Origin of the sequence: Methanobacterium spitsbergense, assembly GCF_019931065.1 — an archaeon.
In the GTDB taxonomy this organism is placed as follows: domain Archaea; phylum Methanobacteriota; class Methanobacteria; order Methanobacteriales; family Methanobacteriaceae; genus Methanobacterium_B; species Methanobacterium_B spitsbergense.
Genome location: NZ_JAIOUQ010000014.1, coordinates 160,555 through 176,840 on the forward strand (window position 1 = coordinate 160,555; position 16,286 = coordinate 176,840).

The following is a 16,286-nucleotide window of genomic DNA, read 5'->3' on the forward strand; positions in this document are numbered from 1 at the left end:
TTGGAAATGTTTAATCTATTTAATACGTTTAAATTCAGATGTTGTACCCGCAGGTACAGTGCTGTAATTTTGGAGGTATATAGTTAATTGTTGAGATTTGCATTTATAGATATTAGTAAAGCCAAACTGATTGCTATGAACTTGATCATTGAATGTATCATTATTCCAATAACTTAATTTGTAAGGCTGTTTGTTTTTACCATAATAACCATACAAAGAGTTCTTTTTAGTGATTATTTTGATATTTCCATAAAATGGATTATAATAAGTCCCAGTATACGTGATTAGAGCTTTTGGTTTTATAATTGAGGGGTTAGGATCAGGGATATTTTTGGGTTTATTTAATTCTTTAAATAGTGGCCATGGGTTGGTGTTATATTTGCCATTTAATAAATCATTAAATTTCTTTCCAATACTATCTCTATAAGCTTGTCCATATTGTCCTGCATTAACCATAATAACTATGCCTAATTTTTTTGATGGGAAAACTTCCACAAAAGTTTTTGAATAAGTGGTGTCGCCACCATGGTATATCCTGACTTTGTATGGATTACTATTGATCGCCCTTTCCCATCCTAAACAATATAATTCATCGCTAGAGTGGGTCATTATTTGTCCTCTTCTTGTCTCATCTAAATTCTTTTTTGAAACAATTCGAATTCCATTATAAATTCCAGTATCTGCTATTTGGAATTTAAGCCAGTTGACCATATTGTTAACAGAACAGCCCATACTTCCCGCAGGACCAATACCATCAAGATTTGATACATGACATGGAATTATTGACCCATTACCCACATATAATATTAAACTTTTTCCAAAGTATAGCCATTAGTATATTTCAATTATTATTCTTTATCAAACTTCACCGTGAATAAATTTTAAGATGAATATCGTTTAAACAACCTACAAACAGCGAGAGAGATCCAATATGGTAAATCTTTATCACTTCCACGTGTGATCTTTAGATTAAAATTTCCATTTTCATTCTGTTTATTTTTTAGAAATTCTAATCCTCCTTTAATTTTTGGATTTTGGGTGTTAAAACCCAGGAAATAGAGAGGATCAAGTGCAGATATGATATCTGTATATAAGAAAGGGAAGGATACTCTTTCCCAGAAATTTTTACTTTTTCTATCTGGATATTTATCGTTGGTAAAAAAGCAAGAAATTAGCAGTTGACCTGCTTTTTTAGCATGATCAGATTTTCGATACTTTGAATGGGCTGCAAATGCTCGAAGTACCATTGCAGTAACTAGATGGGAGAATGGTTTAGATTTATCTGGCTGTATAAGTTCCTTATTATTAAAGGCATCTCCTATATTAAATCCCATTGTTCTAAATGGTAAAGCCCAACCCCCATCATTTTGTCTAATGGATAATAACCAATCAAATCCTTTTAATATGCGGGGATCGTTATTGTATCCTGCTTTGATTAAAAGTTCCATTATAGCGGGAGAGTAGGTTGTGGAATACTGGTTGGCGTAAATTCCTCGAAAATCCCCTTCTTCGCTTTGGGACTTGAAAATATATTCTGCAGCTTTTTGGATTGATTTGTGCTCTTTATTAAATCCATATTTTTCAACTAGTTCTCCTAAAATCAGATAAGTTTGATATTGGTTGTAATCAACATGATCCATCTGATTTGGGCCAGTAGGATATTTCCATGAACCATTATCTTCCTGTTTTTTGAGGATTTTATTTGCTTGGGGCAATTCCCACAACATTTCAATAGATTCAACCTTTTTACCTAGAAGATCCCGCAAAGTAAAATATTTGATGGCTTCATTTCCTAAAGATAGGAGATTAGATACTGGATTAACTTTCAATTCTTCATGCCAAACACTCATTTGATCATCTCAAAGTATTCTTATAATTTCTTGAAATAGATATATATCCGAACATGCTAAATGTCTCTAGTCACTAATTACATTTATAATGGTACTATTTGGATCCAAATAGTGATACAGCTTTGAAATAGACAATCTAAAGCAATTTGCCTTAATTAACCATTTTTATATAATGAATATGATAATAATATTATATTAAATCACAATAAATTTATATTTTAACGATGTCTCTGCAAAATATTGAAGAAATTATATAAAAATATTTAATATGATTCATTTGAATAGACGCAGTCAGAATATAGCATGTAAAATATATTCAAGAGAGTTAACATGGGATTGGATACCATGAAAAAGTTCAAAAATTTAATGTAGGAAGTAATACAGATATAAAGATTAGAAAAACCTTTGTAAACTAAAATAATAATTTTTTAGAGGTAAACTATCATGGTAGCAATTCCCCAAATTCCGCCAATCTCACAAAAAATGTTTTATATAATCATAGCAATCATAATTATAATTGGATTAATATTTGCACTCCTACAATTTAGACGCATCAGAAAAGCACAGAAAAATGTGGATTCATTGACAAAGGAGACAACTCAAAGGAAAATAGATCTTGTAAGAAGAGATCTTAAATCGCATGGAATAAAGAGTGATCTGGTGTTGCCACCGGAATTTCCAGGGTCAACAACAGAAAACAAATCCACTATATCTGATATGGGAGGATCCTATAATTACGATATAAGGGAGAAGATAAGGGATTTTGAATCAACAACAGGATTTAAAAAAATCCAAAAATCACTCGGTGCAATAGAGAATAGGGAAAGGCAATTCGAGAGGAAAGAAGATAAATTTGAAATGGATGAACAGGAATTTAAACGGAGAATAAGTAAATTTGATAGAGATAAATGATTATAAAGCTCATATTAATTCATTATTAAATTCATTATTTAAATTCCAGTAAATTTTGAATAAATTATAGTAGGGGTTGGTTTGTAATGGTTGAAAAATCTTCTGGTGCTGAAAAATCCACGGGTATAGGTGACAAAGTACGTACAACAATTTCTGGTGCAACTGATAGTAGTATGATAAACAATGTCAGTGAAAAGGTATCTGGTGTAGGTGAAAAACTAAAAGGCACGGTTAAAGGTGTTCCAAAATCCACAGACACACTTTCAAATAAAATAGATCTGTTTTTAAACGATAAAAGTGACCAGCTAATAAAAGACTGGGAACTAGCAACCAAAGAAGATATTATAGACATTGAAAAGAGGTACTCAAAAATATCACGCGATATGGGCGAACTCGACAGTAGATTCAATGAATATAGAGGATTTACCGACAAAAAACTCAAAAAAATCGAGGACCGACTAGACAAACTGGAAAACAATGAATAATATAAATATTTATCAAAACAAATTTCTTCTAATCAAACCAGATTCGCAAACTTGTCCATCAGATGTTTGTACGTTTTAATATTCTACTTTTTTACAAACAATCAATATATTTTGTATTGATAAAAAAATAAATGGATTGGAGAGGTTTTTAAATTTCTACCATTACTTCGTTTCTCCTGAAAAATCCTGGAACTACAGGATTATTATATTGGGCTACAATATAGTTTGATTTTGGTTTAATGCCTTCCTTTTCCATCCATCCTTTGAGTTCTTCCATTTCTTTATGGGCGAGTTTATGATTAACACGACCACGGAACCTAAGCACAACCATTTTCTGGTTTCTAATTTCTTTAAAGATTATTCTATTATCTTCTGGCTCTGGCAGAGTGTCTAAAGTGTACTTGGATGGCATGGTAAAAGAAATTCGATATGTATGCTTTCCACTGTCTTCTTCAGTTACTGGAACGACCATTTCAATCTTCTCTGGTTCATCAACAACTTCTTCACTTACAGGGGCAGTCATTTCAATTTTCTCAGAATGCATAGCTTCTTCTGTAACAGGGATTGTCATTGGTATTTTTTCTGAAACCGATATGTTTTCCCCGGAAACTGGAGCAGTCATAGGGATATTAGAACGCTTTTTATTTCCTCCAAATATATAGTTTGCCAGAATTCGGAAGCCCAATCCAATTGCTTGATCATAATCAGATTCAACATCTACTTGGGCCAGAATATAACCCGGATATACTCTGATTTCAATATCTTCATCCTTTTTCTCAACAGAGTACTTAGGTGTTTCAGTCATCAAATCCCCCCTAAACTTCTAAAAATATTTAATATCAAATATTCATCCCTACGTAGAATATAATATTTATTTTTGTTCTGCTTCCTTCTTTAATTCCTTATTCATCAATTCAAAGCCAGTTTTGGTGTCCTTTAGTAATCCTGATATAAATGGTACCAACAATCCTCTGAATGTTTCTTTTTGAACGAACAGAACATTCTCATTATCCAATTTCTTAATACTTAAATTGTGTTCTCCATCTACCAATTTGGGGAGGTAAAATTTTCCAATCCATCTAATTTCTTTTTCAGGTTCATATTTCAATAATTTAGGTTTAAATTTCATTGCATTTGAATTTGGAGGTTTAATCTGCACATAAATTTGAGAACCTACCTTGAGATTACCTAAAATTTCTTTAATAAAAGGATTCCACCTTCTAAAATCATCAAAATCAGTGAGTATATTCCACACTGTAGAGGGAGATGCATTGATCTGAATTTCAGTATAGATTTCCTTCATAACTTTATATATCTATTTGATCACACAAAAAATTTCCTAAAAAAGTATAAAAATTTCTAAAATAAACATTTGTAGGTAGAATTTCCGGTTAAATTTTCATCTTTTTTATCTTATATTTTCAAAAATCCATTTAACAAGTGTATCTATCACATCTTTATGAACATGGCCCTCAACAGCATATTCCTGTGGTGTTGATTTACCTTCTCCTTTAATAAATAAATGATTCAGCTTTGGGAAAACCTTAAAAGATGCGTTTGTATTCTTATCTAAAGCCTTTTTCCATCCTTCAAAATCTACTGCTGCTAAAACCTGATAGTCACGTTCACCCTGAAGAATTAGTAGGGGTATTTTTAAATCTTTAACAATATCTACAGGATTATTATCGTGTAAATCCTTCCAATAAACCATTGGAATTCCTAAAGGCATATCCTGTCGAGACATCGTATCAACTAATTCAGGATCCTTCAGTTTAACAACATTTACCTTCAAAGTTTCAAGCTCTTGTTTCTGTTCCTCTGTAATGCTTCCTGTTAAATTGTAAAGATAAGTTAACTGGTCCAAAATAGTTTCTTCAAGGGAACGGGTTATCCCTGCCATCATAACCGCCCCTGAAAGATCCTGGTCAATTGCAATACGGGGCATAACAGTTGCTCCTAAACTGTGTCCCATAACAAAGATATTTTTCGGGTCAATGGATTTAATGTTGTGCATTAAACGAACTGCTTCCTGCGCATCGTCTATAACCTCTTCTTTTACAGTTATTTCATCAATATCTTGGGCTGTGAATTCTTTGGCATATTTAAAAGTTCTTTTATCGTATCTTAAAACTGCAACACCTTGTGAGGCTAAGCCCCATGCAAGATCACGGAAAGGTTTGTTGGGTCCAATTGTTTCATCCATATCATTGGGTCCGGACCCATGCACCAGTATCACACAGGGAAAAGGACCGGAACCTTCAGGTAAAGTCAATGTACCTGGTAAAGCCCACTTCCCCTCACCCACAGTAACATCTAACTCATGAAATAGGGATTTATCAACATATTCTGGAGTATGGTATGGCATATTTACTGGTATGAAAAATAAACCGCTTATTTGTTCTTTTTCATTAAATACTATCTGTACATCAACATTAAACCTCTGAAACTGACATTTGATAACAATTATCCTGTGATGGTCCTTTTCAGTAAATTTAGATGGCAATATCTGCATTAGACTACCAGCTTCAATAACAATTTTCTCCCATGATTCTTTTAATTTATCTTCGCTCAAAGATTCCATCTGGCTGTCAAATCTACTTCTGACTCCTGCAAAATCTGCTGTTAAAAGTTGTCCAACCACAGTTTGACCAATGGCTTTTAAATTATCATTTGATGAAGAACTCATTAATTTTTCCACCTTATAAATTGTTTAAAACATATTAATATCTGCAAAATAATCTTTTTTTTTAATATAAATTTAGTTTGCAATTTTATTAAATTTATCCAAAAAAAATAAAAAAGGAATATTTTAAGCATTAATATTTGAGTTTCCAAATATCAGATCTCAACAGTATCAAAGCAAATATTGCTAAAAATACTGAACCATAGATCCCTGTTCCGAATGCAAAAATAGGATTGATCGATGTTGCAATGAAGTAGTTGGCCGTTGGATATATTGTATCTGGAACTAGGTGCAGTAATACTGCTATCCAGATGCTTTCTGTTTTTAAAACAGCGTAACTTAGAATAATTCCCATTAAAATGGTGTTAATGACCATTAATAATATTCCAAGCACGGATTGTCCGGGATAAATTACTCCCATCATGATGAGTGGAATGTGCCATAAACCCCATATAATTCCAAGTATTAGAACTCCTTTGTAACTGCCTAAAAGCGGGAATAGCCTGTCTTGGAGATATGCTCTCCACCCATATTCTTCTCCAAAGTAGTTGGGCCAGAGTACGAAGATCGACAATATTAAGCTGGGAATTAAAGTGGTTAAGAAAATGTACAGGTTATATTCTTTGCCAGGAATGCCCAATCCAGTAATATAATTAAAAAGATAGGTTAAAAGGATTACAGCTGAAAGAAGTAAGGGTATAATCAGGTAATAAATTAAATTTTTTCCAAAGTACAATCTTGAGTCTTTAAGGTTATTTCTCCATTTCTTTTTAAGGTTTAAAATGATCACAGTTATAATTCCAATAACAGCTACACTCATAGAAACCAGAGGTATTTCCGTTGTGTTGGTTGGGTGCAGTGAAACAAGAGGCAAACCAATAGTACCTATAAATGGTTTACCATAGCTTTCGAGGAGAAAAACAAGCACGTAGATCAGGAAGATGGAAAATATAATTTTAGTCTCATTGGTCAGTGCCTTAGATTTGAAGAAGGATAAACAGAATATGGCTGAAATAGCAGGTATGAACATATACACCTGAAGCGAACTAAACCATAATTTAGAAACTGGACTTGAAAAAGGTCCTAAAATCAAATAAACAGCTAAAGAAAAGATGAAAGTGGCGGTAAATGTTAAAATCAAAAAAGTAAATAATTCCTTTTTAAGCTGACTTTTTTCTATAGTATTGGTCAATAGTATATCCCACCTTTACTGATCTATGGTGGAATATGGATATATATAAATTTTTATAGTCACTCCACAGCTGCTTGTAATAATTCCATCATCTGTTGTGAAATTATAGAAAGAAAACTCTCCCTATAAAAAAAATTAAAATCGGTGATAAAATGTACGGTGGAATGAAAAGAGGACATAGGCATAGTGAAATGAAGAAGGGAATGATGAAAAAGATGTTCATGAATGAAATGTTCATGAATGAAGTAAAGGAACATCTTTCAGACGAAGATAAGAAGAAACTTCTAGCTGCAAAACTGGATATGAAAATATCAATGGGCAGAACAAAAATCTGAACTCATGAAAGAAAAGAAGAAAATTCTAGCAGCAAAATTTGATATGAAAACATCAATGGCAGACCAGAAAATTGAATTACTAAAAATGGCAAGGGATATGCTAAAAAAATAATTCAAAAAAATCTTTCCATATCCGAGCTAACAATATATATTTATTGGCTTTTTACTTTTTTAGACATTTTCCTCCACCTAATCAAATCTTAATTATCCTTCATAGCAGCACTTATCATAAATTATTGCCAAAGAATCCTACTATTCACTTATTCTGATTAATTTGAAATACACTAATTTTTGACATATTTTAGAAATAATTTTTATACAATGGATATCTAATACTAAATAAGGTGAATTTTATGGACGAGGAAAGATTAAACAAAATGGCAGATGATCTGTATCTGTTTTTTCCATTGTTTAGAAAAAAGCTTTTTAAACATAAAAAAAGGCCAGATAAAAATAAAATGCCACATTCATATTACCATATACTAAAGGTTCTTAGCAAACGCGGTGAACTGCCAATGTCTGAAATTGGAAGGCGAGTTTACATATCCAAGTCTAATATGACTTCATTAATAGATAAATTAGTTGAAAATGGACTGGCTGAACGTTTACCCGATGAAAATGATCGAAGAGTTATCAACATAGCCATAACAGATAAAGGAAGGAATCTAGTTGGGAAATGGCGAAGGCATTCAAATAATGACCTTAAAACGAAATTATCTACATTATCAGATGAGGACCAGGAAACCTTCTATGAATCAATTGAAAACATTCAAACCATCCTCAACAAGATAGATAATAATTAAAAAGTCTACAGTTTTTATAAGATATCTTCTTATTATACAAATATCTCAACTATTTCCAAAAAAACACACTGATATTGGGTTAAATTAATTAAAAGTTAGGCCCAATTTAATATAAGTGAAAAAATGGAAGATATAAAAGAAGTTAAATCGGTTCATTTAATATCGTTTACATTAATAGCATCTTCAACTGCTGCAATTTTAGCATTTATTTATGCAGTAATAATCTTATTCATATCTGGAATATTAGTGGTATTTATACCTCAAGTTGCAGGATTTAAAGATGTGATATCAGGTTTAGGTGTGGCATCTCTCATTATCTTGCCTATAGGTGCATATTTTCTTATTATGGCTGTAAGTTTATTTACAGCCCTTCTGTATAATGGTCTGGCCCAGAGAATATCAGGTTTCAAGGTGGGATTGGAGGGTAATGAAATAATTCACATTCCCAAAAAAATATTTGCTCTGTTAATTGCAACTATTGAGGGCATATGGGCATTTATACTGGGATTATTCCTTGCAGCTGCAGTTGTACCATTTACAGATATAATAAACAATTTAATTCAATATTTTATCAACACAATTCCCGACGCAGCAAATATTGCTGGAGTTTTACCCCTAAGCATAAGAGCCGATGGATTGTCACTTGCAGCAATGTTAATAATTGGATTTCCTGTAATTGTGTTTTTATTCGGATTTGTAAGCAGTGTATTATTTGCAGTATTCTACAACCAAATAGCTTCAAAGATCATTAAAATGGAGTTAGAATTTGAAAAGATATCAGGCACTCTCCACGAACTAAAATCATTACCAGTTGTAGCTACAGCAGCACCTGTTTCAGGTGCAGTTTTCGGTGCATTTGGAGTTATCATGGGATTCATAAGCCTTTTATCCCTGGCATTAACTAGAAATCCAAGTGTAACAAATTTAACAAACGATATTCTAATCATTGTAATGAATGGTTTGTTCTATTTTATTGGTTACTTCCTGATATTTGCATTAATTGCTGTAATTTATAATTTCCTGGCCCCCCGAATTGGGGGAATCAGATTAAACCTTGAATAATAAATTAGTATTTTTTTTTATCACCTATCCCAGAACAACAAAATCAATATAACTGGGACAATGCATACCAAGATCCGAGGATAATTGAACTTGCTGAATCAATAACAGAAGATAAAGAAACATCATGGGATAAATGCCCGGCAATTTTCTGTTATGTCCAAACAAATTATAAATGGCACGATCATGACAACACAGAATGTTCCCTTAACGAGGTAATGAACAATAAGACTGGTAACTGTTGTGAACTATCCCGACTCGAGATAGCCATGGTAACAAGCCTGGACATCGATGTTGAACAAGGTATAAACATTCAAATGATTACTTTATTATTCACATTTAACCCATGGGCACTTAGCAGCACAATTTAAGATAGATGATAACTGGGTAGATGCCGATGCAAGTACTGATGGTATCATATTTGGACAGGAAAACTCCATATACAGAGAAGATGGTGTGGTAGCATACTATGATGAACTACCATTTTAAACATACCAAACAAGAATGTTTAATAATTCTCTAACTTCAAAATTCTATCAATTTTTTTTTAAAAAATTTCATTTAGAACATCAAACATATAATAACATACATAAAAAAAAATCTTAAAAGGAAAAATACCATGAAAGTAAAAGAAGAAATTATTGGCAAAGAAGTTGTGGATATTTCAGGTAATGTAATTGGCCGTGTAAAAGATCTGGATGTAAACTTTGAAAACCAAACATTGGAATCCTTTGTTGTTGGTGACGGGGGAATCTTTGACAACCTTGGAAGTTCAAAGGGTGAAATAATAATTCCATACCATAAGATCAAAATAATAGGGGATAAAGTACTCCTTAACAACGAAATCCACAAACAATAAAACAATATCCAAGAAGATATAAAACAGAAATTTTACTGGAGTATTGAATAAAACATTCCTTAATCTTATTTTTTTACTAAGAATTTTAAAAAAAATTGAGAAATATGGCTTAAAACTCCTATCAATGTATGGGAACAGTATGATCCCTCTAACAAATCATCAATCTTCTATAAGAATCTAGCAACTGGGGCAGGTGGTAAAGTATTCCAATCGTCATTAAATCAGAGTGAACCTAAAATCTCAGGTACTAGAATAGTCTGGATGCAGAACATTGCACCAGAATACAATGCTATTTATGAGAGAAATCTTGCAACAACTTTTAAAGGTAAAATATATGCATCGGCATATGATCAGGAATCCCCTAGTATTTCCGGAACCAATGTTGTATGGGAACAGACACTTTCATCGGGTCAACCACTAATCTGCATGAAAAATCTTTTAACTGGACATGTTGGTAAACTAGTAGCAACAAAAGACCTACAGATGTTTCCTAATATTTCCGGATCCAGGGTTGTGTGGACGCAGATAACTACTTCAGGTGTTGTAACTCTTAACTATAAAAATTTAGCAACAGGATTCACATCAAAACTTGCAAGTTCCACATCTACAATATTTATGGCTGCTATTGATTGTACAAGGGTATTATGGATGGCAATAGGGCATGATGAACCATATACTTCATCATTATACTATAAAAATCTTGCAAGCGGAAAAAGTAGTAAAATTGGAACACCAAATATGTCTATATCTCCAGATATTTCGGGTACAAAAATTATATGGAATGAGGTTGATTCATCTGACCATTATTCCATATACATGAAGGATCTAGTAACTGGTGTAACCAAGAAACTGAATAGTAAATTAATAATAATAGTTCTCCGGGATGTTAAATAATAAATGACTCATTCAGGTTTATATTTTTTTAAAATTAACAAGATAGATAAATAACTCAATCTATTAAATATTGTCTTTATCTTAATGTTGGAGAATACCCCCTGTGTGAGGGTGGGGATGAATCCAACCACTACATATAAATAATAATTTAACAATAATTAATATTATCGTATGCGATAACCAAGCATACTACACTTAATCTAATCAGTACCGTAGGAACTACGGAAATTAAAGCTTCTCTGAAAAAAACCACATTAGTGGATTTAATGAAGGAAGAAGCTCCTTCCGAAAGGGAGGGGTAGTTCACTAGATTGGAGTTTAATTCTTAGTCATGTGTTATTGGATTTACTTACACTGTTTGTTTTAACAGTTTTTGGCGATGTATTGTTGATTTTAGCAGTATTTGTATGTGTTGTGGTTTTAGTTTTATTCTTATCCGACTTTGTAGTATCCTGTACTTTGGTTGGTGTTGCAGATGCAGGAGTGTAAGTTGTGTTATTTGTGGCTAAATTCATTGCTATATCTGCGGGTTGTGCGCTTGGTAATAATGGAAGTAGTAAATATCCTCCAGTAACTCCTAACATAATAATTAAAACTACTGTCAATCCTACCAATTTAGTATTTACATTATTATTTAAATCCGATGTTCTGGATTTCCTCTGCTGTTCAGGCAATTTAGCAAGCATTTATAATTCACCTATCCTCCAATAATTAATATCAAATAATTCAATAATATTAATTTTTATAATTCCTGCAAATTAAACCACCTTAATGCATCCTAATACAATTTAGATCAGTATAATTAATAAATTTTGTTGTCCAGATCAACAACTTCCATTATAAATAGGAAAAATTTAAAAAAATATTAATTACAAACTTAATTTTACAGATTCAATATCAATAAAATAGATTCGGTTGGTTAATGAATAAATCATAATTATTTCACCACAGATCAAAAACTTTATAAATCATGAAACAATAGTATTTTTAACTTTCAGAATATACAGAAAGTTCTGAAACTTAAAATAGTTTAGGTGGATAAAAAAAATGAACCAAACAATAGAAACAATAAAAAATAGAAGAAGTGTAAGACAATACCTTCCAGACCAAATTAAAGACCAGGAACTTGAAGACATTCTTGAAGCAGCCATATACGCACCAACTGCTCATAATGACCAGCCATGGAAGTTTACCATAATCCAGAACAGAGAACTTATAGATGAAATTAACCAAGGTGCCAAGGAAGCAATGAAAGGGGTGGACATTGAATGGATATCCAAACTCGGGGCAATGGAAGGATTTAACATATTCCACGGAGCACCCACCGCGGTAATAATATCTGGAAAAAAAGATGCAATATCTCCAATGGTAGACTGTTCAGCTGCAATTGAAAATATGCTGCTTGCAGCAGAAAGCATGGATATTGGGTCCTGCTGGATTGGATTTGCCAAGTTCTACTTCCTAAACCCAGAATCCTATAAGAAATTCGATATACCAGATGACCATGAAGTCTACTACGGAGTTGCACTGGGCTACAAGGTACGGGAAAATTCAGAAGCACCAGAAAGAAACAGGAACGTGTTCCAGTACTTCAGATAATTATTCATATATTATCAAATAATTATCAAAAAAATTTATTTCAACTTTAAAATGCAAAAATTTGAAAATTGATTCAGGATAATAAAAAATGAAAAATGAAAATTCTCCAACACAGGAATTCAGAGAAATAGTCTACGAATCATGCAAAGCAATAGGATTAGATGATTTTCCATCCAGACTCATATCAGTTCTTCAAACTGAAAAAGAAGGTATATCATTAGGTGCACTTTCAGAAATTACAGGATACAGTCTTTCCAATCTCAGCACTACCATAAAAGGTATGGAAGAAAGGCAGATGGTTAAAAAGTTCAAGAAACCCAGATCCAGGAAGGTCTTTGTTGTGATGGACAAGGACATAACATCCTTCTTTATTGAACTTCAGAAAAAACGATACAAACAGAGCATAGAACCCTCCCTTAAACAGATCCCAGAAATAATCAAAAGATACGAGGGTAAAGAAGAATTTCAAGAAGAATTGACTATAATAAAGGATTACTATAAACAAACCCTTTTCATGTCAGAAGAAACAAAAAAGTTCATAAGAGCTCTTGAAAACCGTGAAGCATTAAAATAAAATGATAAGGCTTAAAAGCAAATTTAAGGAGTTTTGGATATAATGGAAGTTGCAGATGGAATTTATGAGTTCAGTGGAGTTTCAAACTTTTACATAGTTCTTGATAAGGAAATATTTGTTATTGATACAGGAATGCCTGGAAATGCAGATAAAATAATCAAATACCTTGAAAAGGAACTTCATCATGAACCTAAAGACATTAAAACAATAGTGATAACACATCACCACTTTGACCATACTGGAAGCCTGGATAAACTTAAAAAGATAACAGGAGCCAAGGTTGCAATAAATGGGGAGGATGCAGAATATTTGACCGATGAAAAATCTCAGGCAGGTTCTGCATTTATGGTACCTTTAATAAAGCTGTTAAATTTTATCTACAGGATCAAACCTGTGAAACCAGACATAATACTTGGAGAAGGAGACCATGTAGGGGATTATCAGGTGATTCACACCCCGGGACATACACCTGGAAGTATCTGTCTCTACAATCCCATAACTAAAGTGATCTTTACCGGTGATAATCTTCAATATGCCGATGGAAAAATTAAGGGACCAGGATCTAGATTAATACCAGAACCTGAACAATATAAAAAATCCATTGAAAAACTTGGTGAACTGGATATTGAAGTGATTTTAACTGGACATGGAAAGCCTGTCACATCAGATGCAAATAAAAAATTAGCAGAATATATAAAGAATTTATAAATGTAATAGAATTTTTTTTCTTTTGCTAAAACAGGTTTTTAATAAAAGAACTTATTTTTTTCACTTTTTTTCACTACCGTAGATATGTCCATATTTACTAAATCAATCTCACTAAACTTAATGCACATAAAAATGACATTAAACAGAATACCATATAACTGGTATTAAGTAACCATACCTGCCAATGCAATCAGAGACTACGCCGGATACAATTTAATAAGATTACACATTAAAATTTAAAACAGGATCGTAAACATACTTTTTTTTCTTATTTATTCTCTACGATAATGGTTATACTCATACCTAAACACGCATGGATATGTATTGAAATTGATGTACAAAATTTGTTAATTTGTATTAAGTTTTTTTTCAAGTGGAAAGAATTCGTTCAGAGATACCTTAATACACCATTGCTACTGAGAATTAATCAACTGACACCAATGAATCTGGAAGTAATGTGCCCGGAAAATTAATTGATAAAATTTACTCCTAGTAATTAGGTCATAGATTACAGATGAAGTATATTATGGAAGGAAGATAATGGAAAAAATATTAGTTTTATAACTATTGTAAAAAAAATAAATGTCAAAATTATCTTCACTTAATATGGTAATTTGAATAAACTGAATAGTATGCAGGTAAACTATTATTTCAAAGGGAATAGTTTAGATTTTTTGGGCTATCCCTTCATACTTAGAGAATACCATCAGAAAACAAGCTGTATTTTTAGAACTTAATCCTAAATATCCGGTTATTACATGAAAAAAATATGTGAGGATTTTTAAATCCTCTATAGATATTCGTTTATTTTATTTGTTTTTTTATGTTGTGGTTGTTGTGAATTTTGTTGTGTATGGTGTTGTTAGTCCTGCTCCGCCTGTGCTTGTAACGCTGTTTGAATGTAGTATGACTGTGTAGGTTGTTCCTCTTGCAAATGCTGCGTTGGCTGTTATATTCAGTGTGTTACCGTTTATACTGGTTGTGTATGGTTTTATTTGTCCGTATTGATTTTTGAGTTCTATCCATGAGTTAGTTCCGAGTTGGATGGCTTTGCTGAAGTTGATTTGTATCACCTTATTTACAGCCACATTAACTTCGTTGTTCATTGGACTTGTGCTTGTTACGACTGGTGGTAAGGTTGTTGTGAATATGGTTGTGTACGGTGTGTTTAAACCATTTCCTTGCATGTCTGTTATGCTGTTGGAGTGTAGGATGACTGTGTATTTAGTTCCTGCATTTAAGAGTGAGTTAGGTGTTATTGATAGTACATTTCCTATTATGTTTGTTGTGTATGGTACTATTGTTCCACTGTTGCTTGTTTTGAGTTCGATCCATGGATTGGTTCCGAGTTGTATGGCTTTATCAAAGGTTATCTGTATAACCTTATTCAATGCGACATTAAATGCATTGTACACTGGACTTGTACTGGTAACAACCGGTGCAGCCTCTGTAGTGAATCGTGTTGTATAAGGGGCTGCTAATCCAATTCCACCCATATCTGTTATACTGTTAGAATGTAGGATAACAGAGTATTGTGTTCCTAGTGCTAGTAGTGAGGTGGGTGTTATTGATAATACATTGTCTAATATGTTTGTTGTGAATGTTTTGGTGTTTCCTGTTCCTGTTTCATAGAGTTCTATCCAAGGGTTCATTCCGAGTTGTATGTTTTTGTCAAAGACTATCTCTATAACCTTATTCAAATCGACGTCAACTGCGTTGTTCACCGGACTTGTGCTGGTAACAACTGGAGGTGCAGCTGAGTTAATAGTAACATCTGTATTCACAGATTCTGCATCAACCGTTGAAGTTATTGTAGATATTCCCGGATTTAAACCTGCTGTAAATATGGATGATGCTTCACCATTAATCATAGTACCGGTTAATGGGTTAACTGTGCCTAATGCATCGCTTGCAAAGTTAACAACAATTCCATCAGGAACATGACCATCAACAGGGTCATGGTAAACACCATTGGAATCGTGCAGTAAATCGGCTGTAATATTTGATTTACCTCCAATATTAATGGCTGTAGGGTTTGCAGTTACCGTTAATACAATCCACGGATCGTAAGATACATCTGAGCCGCTTATATTGGCAGAAGGATTTGTATTAGAACCCCACCAGTTATATCTCGCATCTACTGTTCCATAGTTATTAGAGATAGCATTAGTACTACCACTAGGATTTGTACTGTTTCCAATGATTCGGTTAAAGTTAACCACAGCAGTACCACTATTGTAGATAGCACCACCCTCTAATGCGGCGTGGTTATTTGTGAAAGTACTGTTATCAACAGTCAAAGTACCATCATTGTAGATAGCACCACCATAACC

19 protein-coding genes are annotated in these 16,286 nt (G+C 32.8%); 11 read left to right on the plus strand and 8 right to left on the minus strand.

The window, feature by feature from the left end:
- Window positions 1–15 precede the first annotated feature (15 nt).
- Together K8N75_RS14255 and K8N75_RS12160 are read right to left on the minus strand one after the other, a co-directional pair.
- Window positions 16–798 (minus strand): DUF3471 domain-containing protein, encoded by a 783-nt coding sequence (locus K8N75_RS14255; RefSeq protein WP_223792315.1) that lies wholly within the window; start codon window positions 796–798, stop codon window positions 16–18.
- A gap of 83 nt (window positions 799–881) precedes the next feature.
- The gene (locus tag K8N75_RS12160; protein WP_223792316.1) at window positions 882–1,850 is read right to left on the minus strand and encodes a prenyltransferase/squalene oxidase repeat-containing protein; all 969 of its coding nucleotides are present in this window, start codon (window positions 1,848–1,850) and stop codon (window positions 882–884) included.
- Between the two features lie 444 nt (window positions 1,851–2,294).
- On the opposite strand from K8N75_RS12160, the gene K8N75_RS12165 reads away from it, so the two are divergent.
- A complete protein-coding gene (locus K8N75_RS12165) occupies window positions 2,295–2,762 on the plus strand; it encodes a hypothetical protein (protein WP_223792317.1) in 468 nt (155 codons plus the stop codon).
- Between the two features lie 86 nt (window positions 2,763–2,848).
- Window positions 2,849–3,247 (plus strand): hypothetical protein, encoded by a 399-nt coding sequence (locus K8N75_RS12170; protein WP_223792318.1) that lies wholly within the window; start codon window positions 2,849–2,851, stop codon window positions 3,245–3,247.
- A 148-nt stretch (window positions 3,248–3,395) separates the two neighbouring features.
- On the opposite strand, the gene K8N75_RS12175 is transcribed toward K8N75_RS12170, so the two are convergent.
- The 4 genes from K8N75_RS12175 to K8N75_RS12190 all read right to left on the minus strand — a co-directional run bounded on the left by K8N75_RS12175 (window position 3,396) and on the right by K8N75_RS12190 (window position 7,122).
- Window positions 3,396–4,052, minus strand: a complete 657-nt coding sequence (locus K8N75_RS12175) for an SOUL family heme-binding protein (protein ID WP_223792319.1) — start codon at window positions 4,050–4,052, stop codon at window positions 3,396–3,398.
- A gap of 66 nt (window positions 4,053–4,118) precedes the next feature.
- Window positions 4,119–4,550: an SRPBCC domain-containing protein gene (locus K8N75_RS12180; RefSeq protein WP_223792320.1), complete on the minus strand. Its 432-nt coding sequence runs from the start codon at window positions 4,548–4,550 to the stop codon at window positions 4,119–4,121.
- Window positions 4,551–4,655: 105 nt separating this feature from the next.
- Window positions 4,656–5,933, minus strand: a complete 1,278-nt coding sequence (locus tag K8N75_RS12185; RefSeq protein WP_223792321.1) for an alpha/beta fold hydrolase — start codon at window positions 5,931–5,933, stop codon at window positions 4,656–4,658.
- Window positions 5,934–6,063: 130 nt separating this feature from the next.
- Window positions 6,064–7,122, minus strand: coding sequence for a CPBP family intramembrane glutamic endopeptidase (locus tag K8N75_RS12190; protein ID WP_223792322.1), 1,059 nt, complete (start codon window positions 7,120–7,122; stop codon window positions 6,064–6,066).
- Window positions 7,123–7,274: 152 nt separating this feature from the next.
- Between K8N75_RS12190 and K8N75_RS12195 the strand changes: the two genes are divergently transcribed.
- The 6 genes from K8N75_RS12195 (at window position 7,275) to K8N75_RS12220 (ending at window position 11,072) form a co-directional block, all read left to right on the plus strand.
- Complete coding sequence (locus K8N75_RS12195; RefSeq protein ID WP_223792323.1) at window positions 7,275–7,457, plus strand: hypothetical protein; 183 nt, start codon at window positions 7,275–7,277, stop codon at window positions 7,455–7,457.
- Between the two features lie 353 nt (window positions 7,458–7,810).
- A complete protein-coding gene (locus K8N75_RS12200; RefSeq protein ID WP_223792324.1) occupies window positions 7,811–8,260 on the plus strand; it encodes a MarR family winged helix-turn-helix transcriptional regulator in 450 nt (149 codons plus the stop codon).
- Between the two features lie 123 nt (window positions 8,261–8,383).
- Window positions 8,384–9,322 (plus strand): hypothetical protein, encoded by a 939-nt coding sequence (locus tag K8N75_RS12205; protein WP_223792325.1) that lies wholly within the window; start codon window positions 8,384–8,386, stop codon window positions 9,320–9,322.
- A gap of 83 nt (window positions 9,323–9,405) precedes the next feature.
- Complete coding sequence (locus K8N75_RS12210) at window positions 9,406–9,690, plus strand: transglutaminase domain-containing protein (protein WP_338038053.1); 285 nt, start codon at window positions 9,406–9,408, stop codon at window positions 9,688–9,690.
- Between the two features lie 248 nt (window positions 9,691–9,938).
- Entirely contained in the window at window positions 9,939–10,178 is a 240-nt protein-coding gene (locus K8N75_RS12215) for a PRC-barrel domain-containing protein (RefSeq protein WP_223792326.1), read from the plus strand.
- A gap of 261 nt (window positions 10,179–10,439) precedes the next feature.
- Entirely contained in the window at window positions 10,440–11,072 is a 633-nt protein-coding gene (locus tag K8N75_RS12220; RefSeq protein ID WP_223792327.1) for a hypothetical protein, read from the plus strand.
- A 329-nt stretch (window positions 11,073–11,401) separates the two neighbouring features.
- Here K8N75_RS12220 and K8N75_RS12225 read toward each other — a convergent pair whose 3' ends face one another.
- A complete protein-coding gene (locus K8N75_RS12225; RefSeq protein WP_223792328.1) occupies window positions 11,402–11,758 on the minus strand; it encodes a hypothetical protein in 357 nt (118 codons plus the stop codon).
- A gap of 361 nt (window positions 11,759–12,119) precedes the next feature.
- On the opposite strand from K8N75_RS12225, the gene K8N75_RS12230 reads away from it, so the two are divergent.
- The 3 genes from K8N75_RS12230 (at window position 12,120) to K8N75_RS12240 (ending at window position 13,953) form a co-directional block, all read left to right on the plus strand.
- Window positions 12,120–12,671 (plus strand): nitroreductase family protein, encoded by a 552-nt coding sequence (locus tag K8N75_RS12230; protein ID WP_223792329.1) that lies wholly within the window; start codon window positions 12,120–12,122, stop codon window positions 12,669–12,671.
- A gap of 88 nt (window positions 12,672–12,759) precedes the next feature.
- Entirely contained in the window at window positions 12,760–13,245 is a 486-nt protein-coding gene (locus K8N75_RS12235) for a GbsR/MarR family transcriptional regulator (protein WP_223792330.1), read from the plus strand.
- 42 nt (window positions 13,246–13,287) lie between these two features.
- A complete protein-coding gene (locus K8N75_RS12240; protein ID WP_223792331.1) occupies window positions 13,288–13,953 on the plus strand; it encodes an MBL fold metallo-hydrolase in 666 nt (221 codons plus the stop codon).
- Between the two features lie 821 nt (window positions 13,954–14,774).
- On the opposite strand, the gene K8N75_RS12245 is transcribed toward K8N75_RS12240, so the two are convergent.
- Window positions 14,775–16,286 (minus strand): Ig-like domain-containing domain (locus tag K8N75_RS12245; protein ID WP_223792332.1); only part of this gene is annotated, 1,512 nt, incomplete at its 5' end.

Bases quoted from the DNA above. Each gene is read 5' to 3' on its own strand.
- K8N75_RS12160 (WP_223792316.1), bottom strand. From the start codon at position 1,850: ATGAGTGTTTGGCATGAAGAATTGAAAGTTAATCCAGTATCTAATCTC.
- K8N75_RS12165 (WP_223792317.1), top strand. From the start codon at position 2,295: ATGGTAGCAATTCCCCAAATTCCGCCAATCTCACAAAAAATGTTTTAT.
- K8N75_RS12170 (WP_223792318.1), top strand. From the start codon at position 2,849: ATGGTTGAAAAATCTTCTGGTGCTGAAAAATCCACGGGTATAGGTGAC.
- K8N75_RS12175 (WP_223792319.1), bottom strand. From the start codon at position 4,052: ATGACTGAAACACCTAAGTACTCTGTTGAGAAAAAGGATGAAGATATT.
- K8N75_RS12180 (WP_223792320.1), bottom strand. From the start codon at position 4,550: ATGAAGGAAATCTATACTGAAATTCAGATCAATGCATCTCCCTCTACA.
- K8N75_RS12185 (WP_223792321.1), bottom strand. From the start codon at position 5,933: ATGAGTTCTTCATCAAATGATAATTTAAAAGCCATTGGTCAAACTGTG.
- K8N75_RS12195 (WP_223792323.1), top strand. From the start codon at position 7,275: ATGTACGGTGGAATGAAAAGAGGACATAGGCATAGTGAAATGAAGAAG.
- K8N75_RS12200 (WP_223792324.1), top strand. From the start codon at position 7,811: ATGGACGAGGAAAGATTAAACAAAATGGCAGATGATCTGTATCTGTTT.
- K8N75_RS12205 (WP_223792325.1), top strand. From the start codon at position 8,384: ATGGAAGATATAAAAGAAGTTAAATCGGTTCATTTAATATCGTTTACA.
- K8N75_RS12215 (WP_223792326.1), top strand. From the start codon at position 9,939: ATGAAAGTAAAAGAAGAAATTATTGGCAAAGAAGTTGTGGATATTTCA.
- K8N75_RS12220 (WP_223792327.1), top strand. From the start codon at position 10,440: ATGCAGAACATTGCACCAGAATACAATGCTATTTATGAGAGAAATCTT.
- K8N75_RS12225 (WP_223792328.1), bottom strand. From the start codon at position 11,758: ATGCTTGCTAAATTGCCTGAACAGCAGAGGAAATCCAGAACATCGGAT.
- K8N75_RS12230 (WP_223792329.1), top strand. From the start codon at position 12,120: ATGAACCAAACAATAGAAACAATAAAAAATAGAAGAAGTGTAAGACAA.
- K8N75_RS12235 (WP_223792330.1), top strand. From the start codon at position 12,760: ATGAAAAATGAAAATTCTCCAACACAGGAATTCAGAGAAATAGTCTAC.
- K8N75_RS12240 (WP_223792331.1), top strand. From the start codon at position 13,288: ATGGAAGTTGCAGATGGAATTTATGAGTTCAGTGGAGTTTCAAACTTT.